The following is a 9,860-nucleotide window of genomic DNA, read 5'->3' as shown; positions in this document are numbered from 1 at the left end:
ATGGAGGATCGCTCTGCTCTGTCCGAACTGCTTCAGGTCGGATAACAGCCTCTGGATACTGATGGGGAAGCCTCGGCTTCCCCACTGTGTCACAAATCACGATACAAAGATTTTCAAATTGCTCTGTATCTGCCGTGTTACAACGTGTCATGCCAAATCCCCGAATGACTTCTTCTCGGCCATCTGTCTCGTTGCAACCGTCTTCTCTTGATTATGAAGCCTGCGCCTGGGAGAAATAGTCTCCGCCAACCCCAGAGCGCTTCAGATATAGAATTTTTCATACTCAATAATGCTGATAAACGCAGCGTATGTAGAATGCACTTCCATGGCGTCAGACCATTCCTGAATTTTCGAAATGGCTCTTACATACGACCATTAAGCCCATCTGCAATCCAATTTTCATCATTTTTTATAAATAAAGGAGATGAAAAGCAGCGTTTAATAGGAAACGAGAACCGACTTCTCCAGCGCTCACTCTGAGTCATAACGCACAAAGCAGCGGAAGGAGGGTGGCCAATACTTTCCAATATTTTAACTGCGGCAAAGAGCGATTGACCAGTGCTGACTACGTCGTCAACAAGTAAAATTCTTTTTGCGCCTGCCAGTAAAGGTAGAAGATTAGGATCAAAATATAGGCGCTTCTTACTGTCCGGCGTGGTGATTGACGACAGTGGGAATGACAGTTGATCGTCATACCAGAATTTACGGGACGTACTCAGCGGAATAAAGCGTTCATGATTACACCCCTTGGCCACGGCTGCCGCCAGGCCAAGACCTAGCGTAGGCATTCCAACAATAAGATCGGGTGCAAGAAGCAGTGCCTGTCGGACAAGGTCCTGGCAGAGTATATCGAAAACTCTGAAAGACGTTTGATTGACGAGCAGGGAAGCAACTGCTGTTTTTCCATCAGGGAGGGGACGCAAGGGAAGATCCAGATGCTTCCCCTCGAAGCAGACACGATACCGGTCAGTATAAGGCGGAACCAAAAGCTCGTCAGGCGCGAAATCCTGCCAGAAGGAGAGTGTACTCATTGGGTCTTCTCCACAAAGGAGAACAGGATATCGACAGCTTTTTCCAGCGCGCTTTCATCAAAATCAAAGGCACTGGCATGATGTGGGGCAGTGAGGTCCGCTCCAATCAGACAATACCCAGCCTGGCCACCGCGCTCCTGCACGCGCTGCATCATAAATGTGGCGTCATCCCCTCCGCCAATTGGCCAGGTTTGAATAACCTCTCCACCCTTGGTGGCCAGCACTGCATGATGAAGACGCTCCGTGATACTGGTGTCTGATATGGCGCTGATGGCCGTGCCGTATACGTCAATATCTATAGTTGCCCCTTGTGTGAGGGCCGCGCCTTCCAGAGTTCTTCTGGCTCCTGATGTCAGACGCTTCAAACCGTCATTGGTCGAAGAGCGCAGTTCCATTTCTAAGGTCGCTTCATCAGCGATCACGTTCCGGGTGCGGCCGGCATGTAGCAAGCCTACATTGATCCGTGTATCTGCCTGACCATCGCGGGGGAGGGCGTATAGTGCAGGAATAGAAATTGCGGCCGCGAGGAGAGCGTTGCGCCCTTCCTCCGGGCACATTGCTGCGTGGGCTGCGACCCCTTTGAACGTCACATTCCATTTTTCTGCCCATAGGAAACCGTCTGCGGCCAAGGCAATCGTCCCACTGGGCAACTGACATCCGAGATGCGCAGCCAGAAAAATATCGACGTCATCCAGAAGCCCGTGATTAACGATGGGCTGTGCACCCCGGCCACCTTCTTCAGCGGGCTGAAAAATTAAGCGGAGCGTTCCCCTCCAGATCGTTTCAGGAGATGCCAGGCGGGCAGCAACAGCGAGGCCAATGGCTGTATGTCCGTCATGCCCGCATGCATGCATCCTTCCTTCACAAGATGAGGAAAAGCCCTTTAGGGAAGGCAGGTGCGTGTCGTCTTTGATCTCCTGAACAGGCAGCGCGTCCATATCAAATCGCAAAGCGATTACAGGCCCGTCACCGCGCTTGAGATCGCCGCACACAGCTGTCTGGCCGTTTGGCATGCGGGAAATCCATAGAGGACTTGCGCCAGCGGCACGTGCTGCCTCTTGTGCCTGTTGATGGCTTTCTTTCGATGGTAACCCACGCACACCGTCCATGGACATGACTTCCGGACCGACACGGACCGCATATCCGAGCTCAGCAAGGCGTTCTGCAACCAGAGCAGCTGTGCGATATTCGAGAAAGGCCGTTTCTGGAAAACTGTGAAAACTCCGGCGCATGCCAATGACGTCATGGGGGAGCATTCAGCAGGTCTCCAGCACCATGTCTGTCACAATTTCCCCAGTCATACCGTCCGTAATGCCCAGATCTGTCACATGTGGACCTGGATTGCAGGCCAGTGACGCTCCGGTGACCAGCTTGATCATGGACGTAGGCCCATCCCAGGTCGTGGCAGTCGCAGCGGCATCCCGAACGGAGGCAAACTGGCGGGCCACATTCTCCGGGGTCTCGGTTGAAAGAAGGCCACAGACGGGAAGAGGCAAGAGCGCGACAATACGGCCATCACGCGCCACAGCCATGCCGCCGCCGCTTTCAATCAACGTATTGGCAACAAGCGCCATATCTTCAGGGTTCCGCCCGAAGACAGCCAGATTGTGGCTGTCATGCAGAATGGTTGTGCCAATCGTCGCCGACCAGTCTCCCCATCCTTCCAGAATACCCAGACCGGGCGGGGTATTCTCACCATAACGGTTAAACACAGCCATCAGGGCTGTTTCATCAGGAAGCACGAGTGAACCGTTAAGAACATCCATTTCCCGTTCTGCCCACTGGGTGGTGCGAGGTGTGCGAACTGTACGGATAAGAGCCTTACGCGCATGCGGAACCGAGATGCGGAAATCATTTGGGGTAACTGGTGAGCGCCGAACGGTGTTCAACGGAAGTCCAGGCAGTTCTGCTGGCAGTGCCGCCAGCAGTGTTCCATTGGAGGCTACATGAATACCTGACGCAAAAACTTCCTGAGGCGTGAAGTCTGTCAGATTATTGAAGACGACCAGGTCTGCACGTCGTCCGGCTGCGACAAGGCCAAGATCCCTTCTTTCGATCCGCATGGCAGCGTTCAAAGTGGCACAACGGAGAGCATACATGGGACACATCCCCAAAGACACCAACAACCGAAGATGATGGATCATGCCGCCCCGGCGCAGGAGATCGTCAGGGAAGATATCATCCGTGCAGAGTGTTACGGTCTGCGGAACGCAGGCAAGCTCTTTGAAGGCCTCAATGGCGTCCGGCAAAATATTTTCGTGGGAGACCCGCAATTCCAATGTCATGCCGGCGCGGAGCTTTTCCAGAATGTCTGCTTTACTGGTTAACTCATGGTCAGATTCAATACCCGCCGCCATGAAGGCTTGCAGGTGAGAGCCGCACAGATTGCGGGCATGACCACAAACGAGCTTCCCACTTGCGAGACCGGCGTTGACGATGCCTTCCATACGGTCAGACCCGGCCACGACGCCGCGCATGTCCATTACTTCGGCCACTCCAATAACTTCAGGCCAAGACAGCATTTCTTCCATCGCACCAGCATCGAAGACGGCTCCAGAGCGTTCGAGGCCGGGTGCTGACGGAACGCAGGAAGGTGCTTCGACCAGAATACGGAGCGGCAGACCCTTGGTTGCATTGATGGCCCATCGGACACCGTCCAGCCCGCTGACATTCCCGATTTCATGGGGGTCCCAGCACACGGTTGTTGTTCCTTGAGGAACAACAGTCTGTGCATAAATGCGGGGTGTCACCATGGAGCTCTCGATGTGCATATGCGCATCGATCAGTCCGGGGGTAATGATCTTGCCAGAAAGGTCTAGTATTGTCCCGGCATCTGCGCGTGTTCCGGGCGGATGCACGCTGGCAATGAGTGCCCCAACAAGTCCTACGTCGGCCGGCCTGATTTCACCCGTGGCGACATCAGCAACTGAGCCATTGATTAACAGGATGTCAAACGGCAGGCGGCCGGCCGCTGCACTGACGGCGCGGCGGCGTAATTCAGGGTCGTTCAGGGGGCTGTTTACATCAATCATGGCTGTTCATCCTGTTCGCAGCCTCAATAAAGCCTTTGACAAACCGGTCTTTGTCCACGCCCGTTACGACAATGACGGGACGTTCACCAATATGGGGGCGGGTCGCTTCAGGCCACGCGTGAGCATAGCCGTAATTGGGCCCATGGGTCAGATCGACGTCCATATAGGCTGTCACGCTGGAGGTAATGAGGGAAGGGTCCAGAGCAATGGCGGCAGCAAGTTCATCCCACATCGGTTGTGGACGGAAATAATGCTTCAGATAATCCGATACGGCACCCGGATTACGAGCTGCCTGATCCCGAATGTCTGGTGTCATACGGATCGGGTTAGCGACGGCCCCGATTGAGATGATTTCGGGGAAAGGTGCTTCGAGTGTAATACTCGCTGCCTCAGGATCGAACATGAGATTAAAGTCGGTATAATAGTCTGCACTATCCGTAACCTGACGCAGGTTACCGTCTACGATGGCTCCCATGAAAACCAGCTTTTTGCAAAGCGCGGCAAAGTCGGGATCCAGTTTGATGGCAAGTGCAATATTGGTCAGTGGGCCAGCCGCCAGAACAGTCACTTGATGTGGATGAGCATGGACCTGACGGATCAGGAAGAGAGCAGCTGTTTCCGTTGATATGGCCCGTAAGGAAGCACCTTCTTTAAGCGGTCCGACCGGAGGTTGCAGATCAGGGGCATTACCACGCCATGCGCCTTTCCATGGCATTTTCCCGTTAGACTGCTCCCATGCCAGCAGACGAGGGCGCGAGTTGACGAGGGGCTGTGTTGCACCGGGAACAACCGGTAGCGTGGCAGCAATGTCGGCAATATCCAGAAAGCGCGAAAGATGAGCGACAGCTTCGTTTTCCCATCCATCCCCAATCACCACAGTGAAGCCTAGGAAATCTGAAGTATCCTTGCGTCCGAGGATGGGAATAACAGACTGGATGTTCGTGCCGCCGGGGCCTGCAAAGTCATTGTCGAAGATCAGATAGCCTTTTGTGGGGGCAGCACCAGCGGGGAATATGGACGTGATGCAAGATAGCGCCGAAAGGCCAAGGAGAAGGGCAGAAAAGCAGTTTTTCAAAAACATAAAATAGATCTTCTCACGCATGATGACCGTGCAGGTTGGCCGATACGACAAAAAATAGAACGAAAATAACGCAAAGCCCCCAGACCACCGGCGTAATACTCCGCCTGCGGCCTGTGGCGAGCGCCATGATCACGTAAGAAAAAGTTCCGATTGCCATGCCGTTGATCAGATTGCCCGTCAGGAGCGCGAAAATAAATGTCAGGATCGCAGGAGCGCTTTCTTTGAGGTTGGACAAATCAAGATGACGCACGCCCTGAAACATCATCATGCCGACCATGAGCAGGGAAGGGGCTGTGGCCTGAGGGGGAATAATCATGAACAGCGGCCAGAAAAACAGTGCGGTCAAAAAGCCTCCGGCAATGACCAGAGCTGTCAGACCTGTCCGACCTCCTGCGTGGACGCCAGTGATCGACTCTGAATAGACGGCGGCAATAGATGTTCCGAGCAATGGGCCTACGATGCTGGCAAGGGCATCGGTAATGAAAGCTTCTTTTGCCCGAGGGATACGTCCGCTTTCGGAAACCATCCCTGCAGCCGTGGTGACCCCAAGCAGATTTGCCAAAGTCCCGAACAATTCCGTGCACAGGAAGAAGAACAACATGGGCAGCACATAGAAAAAATGGTGCACCAGATACATTGGATCGAGATGAAATGCGGTTTCGTGAGGCCATTGCGGCCAGGCGACAACCTGTTCTGGCCATCGTGTGATTGTGTGCCCTGTCCCGTCCGGCAAGAACAACCCGACCAAGGTGAGAGCGATGATGGACAGGATTAACGATCCGGGGACACGTCGGGCAATGAGAACTGGCGTTAAAATGAAACCTGCCAGTGTCAAAAGAACCTTTGGGCTGCCAACCGGCCCCATCGTGACAAATGTTGAAGGATTGGCGACCACAAATCCTGAATTGCGCATGCCAATGAACATGATCACCAGACCAACGGCCACCTGAATACCGATGCGCAGCGTATCTGGAATATCGTGGGCGATCCGCTCCCGGATGCGTGTCAGACTCATCAACAGAAAAATAACGCCTGTCACGCAAGCAAGCGCTAGGGCGGCAGGCCAAGGGACATTCATCTGCTTTACGAGAATGATCGCAAAGACGACATTCGAGCCCATCGCTGCACCGACACCCAACGGCAGATTGGCCAACAGACCCATGACCGTCGTGCCAAAAATGGCCACGAGGCAAGTGGCTGTCAGCACACTTGCCCGGTCCAGGCCAGCTTCCTGCATAATCATGGGATTGACGGCCACGCAGTAAACCATGGCTGCAAATGTTGTGAGGCCAGCAATAACCTCACGTCCGATCGTTGTACCACTGGCGGTCAGGCCAAAAAATCGGTCCAGACGGGTCATCAGCATCCGATCAGAAATCGAGTTTGACTGTTGCAAGCGCTGCAAAGCTGCCCGCAACATAGTACGTCGGTGTTCCCTGAGATGCGATTGTGGTCCCATAAAGGCCTTTGCTGGCACGGGAGGACGCTGCAATACCAGAGACACCCGACAGGTATTTGTTGTTGCCCACGTTCATGAGATTGAGCCGGACTTCTGGATGTGTGTTGAGAACCTTGGGCATACGGTAGCCAAAGTTCATATCAGCATTCACATAGCCTGGCATGGCCTGATCGTTCATGAAAGTAGAAAACTGGCGACCCACATATTTGACCGAGAAACCGGCGAAATACGTGCCGTCGTCATAGTCCAGCCCGACAGAGGCTTGAACACTGGGGCTGCGGACTGCCGTCTTTCCAGCTGTTTTCAGATAATCAGAGCCGACCTTGTAATTATTGTCGATCGTGGCGTGCAGATATTCAGCCGAGACATACGGGTGCAGGTGGTGCCAAGGATGCAGCCCGATTTCGACATCCACACCGCGCGATGTCTGCCCACCCGCGTTGATGTTCTGTGTGATCTGGGCGTTATTGATCGTGACCTGCGTTGCGACCTGACGGTTGGTAAAGTTGTAATTGAAAAATGTGATTGAGCCGTTCAGAATATTATCCTGATAACGGTATCCGATTTCTTCCGAGATAGAATACTCGGTTTTCTGCGTGGGATTTGCGAGCGTCGCAACCTTGCCTGTGGTTGCACTATAGGTGTTGTAGAGCGCGTTAAGCGTCGGTGTCCGAAAATTCGTGGCCACGTCCGCAAAGATCTGGCTGTGATTATCTATTTTATAGCGCGCGCCCAGATTAGGTGTGGTCACGGCAGCGTTCATGCTGGTGCGATACTGGGCGCCGGGCAGATAGTTGTAACCAATACGTGTCACCATTGATTCTTTGACGCCTGCTTCAATGCGCAGTCTGTTGTGCAGCGCATTGAAGGTATCGCCAAAGAACAGGGAATTGACCCGTGTCACGGTTAGGTTGTCGTAGCTCGCCAGTCGGGTGCCATCTGAGAGCTTCACATTACCCAGGTAGCCCCAGACATTTGCCGGACCACCATTTGCGCCCACTTCGCTGTATGGGTTGAGCATTCGCTGACGCGACCAATCAAACCAGTAACCAAACACAAACGTATGATGGCCGATCGTATAGTGGACCTTTGAGACCATTCCCGGGCGATAGACGTATGGTGTCCCGAAGGGCGTGTACATCATAACCTTGTCATTGGTCGTGCCATTGCCATTCAGATCAACGCTGTATCGCTGGTTCCCTGAGTACACGGCATTTTCTGACATTAAAGATGCCGACGCGATCGTTCCGGAGTTCCAGTAGAAGTAAGGCGTGAAATCAAAGCCGAGGTGGCTATTGACCACGATATTCTGCGGCGCACTGAGAATAAGAACTCGATAGGGGCTCTGGTGCAGTTTCCAGTACCGTGTGTCTGTGGGCGAGAAGTCCACGGAATAGTTGGCGTGTCGACCATACTGTTGCCAGGCAGAAAGGCTTGGATTGAGATAGGATACTTTCATGGAATCGTCGAAGGTCAAGGCAACTGAGCTTCTGCTTCCGTTCGCCCAGTCCTTTACCAGTTTGGCGTCGATGTGCTGTTTGTGATCATTACCCGCACCACGGAAATGAGGCTCTTCCAGATGCGACCACGCGACAAATGCGCGCATTCCGGTATTGCCAATGTCTCCCGTCTGAAGGCGCACATATTCCCGATGGGTGTTATAGGAACCGAAAGACCCGGCAACGGTTCCTCCCATCTTATGGGACGGATCGATCAGGTTCATTGTTACCAGACCACCAGAGGCACCAATCGTAGGGGAGTCCAGATTGGCTGACCCTTGTTGCATTGTCACTTCATTGAGGTTTTCTGAATCCACCCATTCCGTCGGGAATGCCATGTAGGACCCAATATCATTGAGTGGGGCACCTTCAACCGTAAATCCGATCTGATCGCTGTTCATGCCGCGGATCGTCATGTTTCCGCTGACCATGCCAAAGGGATCTGCACTTGCAACATTGGCGCCGGGCATGTTTCCCAGAAGTTTGAACACGTTCGGCGTCGGGGCCTGTTTGGCAATATAGGCTTGAGTGATTTCGCTTCTTGATTTTGCCCCATTCTGGGCGACCATCCTGCCGCCGCCAGCCGCTGCACCAGCTACGCGGATAACTTCCGAGCGCTCCGCTGAGAGAGACGTTGCCTTGCGATGAGGGGCCGAATGGTGTTTGTCGATGCTGGATGGGTGGTCCGACAGGGTTGCCGCATGCGCGGGCAGACAGGCTAGGCTGCCGAGAAACGTGGTACCTAGAAGGATTGAAGTACGCATGACTGATGAAGCTCCCGGCCAAACACGGAGACACGACGAAAACGGGCTCGTTCTGCCTCTCACCCGGGACTGTCAGGGAGTGAATCGGCAAAGACGTCTTAAGTTGTTATAAGACGTCCTGTTACTGATTTTCTCTAAGATTTCAATCCATAAATGCAACAATATAGGAAAAATCTTGCTTATGCCTGACGCTGTGTTTGTGGCTGCGCTGGATATGAATGGCGCAGAGCCGCTTTATCTTCAGGTGGCCCGACATATTTCCAGCCTCATTGGTAAAGACAGCCGCTTTGTGGATCGTCTGCCGTCTGAAGCTGAGCTATGCCGATTGTATGCCGTGAGCAGGATTACGATCAGACAGGCCCTTGCCTCCCTGGCAGAGCGGGACATTGTTGTGCGGCAACATGGGCGAGGGACCTTTGTGGGATCTCTCCATCGACCCGGTCGGCAGAAAACGATCCATTCCTTCTTCGATATTTTGTCGAGCAAGGGGTTAAGGCCGGAAATGATCATGCTGGATTACCAGATGCGTCTTCCCCCTCAGGAGGTAGCCAAGGCCTTTGAAACGGTGGAACAGGCTCTGTTTATCCGGCGTGGATATAGGAGCGAGCACACTCCTCTTGGCGTCACGGAAGTCTTTTATCCGGGGCATCTGGCGTCCGCCATTACGCGCGAGATGGCCTCTGCCCGGACCTCAACGGCCATTCTGCGAGAAGAGCTTGGACTTCGGGTCACGCATGCAGATATCTCGATCGGCCTTTCCCGAGCGTCGGAAGATGTTGCCCAGTGGATGAAGCTTTCTGAGCAGACTACCCTGATGCGGATTGAACGTATTACAACATGTGCAGAATTAGGAGTGTGCGAATACAGTAGGCTTCTTGTTAGCGAAGCAACGGCAGATTTTAGAATTGGACTAAATGGAGATATTATACATAATTATTAGATATAAAAATTATTTATTTTATAGATTCTATATTTATGCGCGTCTCAATCATGC

General features: G+C 53.3%; 7 protein-coding genes. 1 reads left to right on the top strand and 6 read right to left on the bottom strand.

Features of this window, described 5'->3' with window-relative positions:
• Positions 1-362 precede the first annotated feature (362 nt).
• The 6 genes from ABF979_RS14760 to ABF979_RS14735 are packed head-to-tail and all read right to left on the bottom strand — an operon-like array spanning position 363 to position 8,866.
• The gene (locus ABF979_RS14760; protein WP_415560554.1) at positions 363-1,031 is read right to left on the bottom strand and encodes a phosphoribosyltransferase; all 669 of its coding nucleotides are present in this window, start codon (positions 1,029-1,031) and stop codon (positions 363-365) included.
• Entirely contained in the window at positions 1,028-2,287 is a 1,260-nt protein-coding gene (locus tag ABF979_RS14755) for an amidohydrolase (protein WP_415560553.1), read from the bottom strand. The genes ABF979_RS14760 and ABF979_RS14755 overlap by 4 nt, the downstream gene beginning before the upstream one ends.
• The gene (locus ABF979_RS14750) at positions 2,288-4,063 is read right to left on the bottom strand and encodes an adenine deaminase (protein ID WP_415560552.1); all 1,776 of its coding nucleotides are present in this window, start codon (positions 4,061-4,063) and stop codon (positions 2,288-2,290) included.
• Positions 4,056-5,144 carry a nucleoside hydrolase gene (locus tag ABF979_RS14745; RefSeq protein WP_415560551.1) on the bottom strand — a complete coding sequence of 363 codons (1,089 nt, stop codon included), beginning with the start codon at positions 5,142-5,144 and terminating at the stop codon, positions 4,056-4,058. Before ABF979_RS14745 ends, ABF979_RS14750 begins: the two co-directional genes overlap by 8 nt.
• Positions 5,145-5,157: 13 nt before the next feature.
• Positions 5,158-6,510, bottom strand: a complete 1,353-nt coding sequence (locus ABF979_RS14740) for an NCS2 family permease (RefSeq protein ID WP_215751199.1) — start codon at positions 6,508-6,510, stop codon at positions 5,158-5,160.
• A 4-nt stretch (positions 6,511-6,514) separates the two neighbouring features.
• Entirely contained in the window at positions 6,515-8,866 is a 2,352-nt protein-coding gene (locus ABF979_RS14735; RefSeq protein WP_415560550.1) for a TonB-dependent receptor, read from the bottom strand.
• A 181-nt stretch (positions 8,867-9,047) separates the two neighbouring features.
• Between ABF979_RS14735 and ABF979_RS14730 the strand changes: the two genes are divergently transcribed.
• The gene (locus ABF979_RS14730) at positions 9,048-9,806 is read left to right on the top strand and encodes a GntR family transcriptional regulator (protein ID WP_415560549.1); all 759 of its coding nucleotides are present in this window, start codon (positions 9,048-9,050) and stop codon (positions 9,804-9,806) included.
• Positions 9,807-9,860: the final 54 nt, after the last annotated feature.

Source organism: Gluconobacter sp., from assembly GCF_047723935.1.
Classification (GTDB): Bacteria; Pseudomonadota; Alphaproteobacteria; order Acetobacterales; family Acetobacteraceae; genus Gluconobacter.
This window is presented reverse-complemented; position numbering and strand designations above follow the sequence as displayed.

Bases quoted from the DNA above. Each gene is read 5' to 3' on its own strand.
- ABF979_RS14740 (WP_215751199.1), bottom strand. From the start codon at position 6,510: ATGCTGATGACCCGTCTGGACCGATTTTTTGGCCTGACCGCCAGTGGT.
- ABF979_RS14735 (WP_415560550.1), bottom strand. From the start codon at position 8,866: ATGCGTACTTCAATCCTTCTAGGTACCACGTTTCTCGGCAGCCTAGCC.
- ABF979_RS14730 (WP_415560549.1), top strand. From the start codon at position 9,048: ATGCCTGACGCTGTGTTTGTGGCTGCGCTGGATATGAATGGCGCAGAG.
- ABF979_RS14755 (WP_415560553.1), bottom strand. From the start codon at position 2,287: ATGCTCCCCCATGACGTCATTGGCATGCGCCGGAGTTTTCACAGTTTT.
- ABF979_RS14750 (WP_415560552.1), bottom strand. From the start codon at position 4,063: ATGATTGATGTAAACAGCCCCCTGAACGACCCTGAATTACGCCGCCGC.
- ABF979_RS14745 (WP_415560551.1), bottom strand. From the start codon at position 5,144: ATGTTTTTGAAAAACTGCTTTTCTGCCCTTCTCCTTGGCCTTTCGGCG.
- ABF979_RS14760 (WP_415560554.1), bottom strand. From the start codon at position 1,031: ATGAGTACACTCTCCTTCTGGCAGGATTTCGCGCCTGACGAGCTTTTG.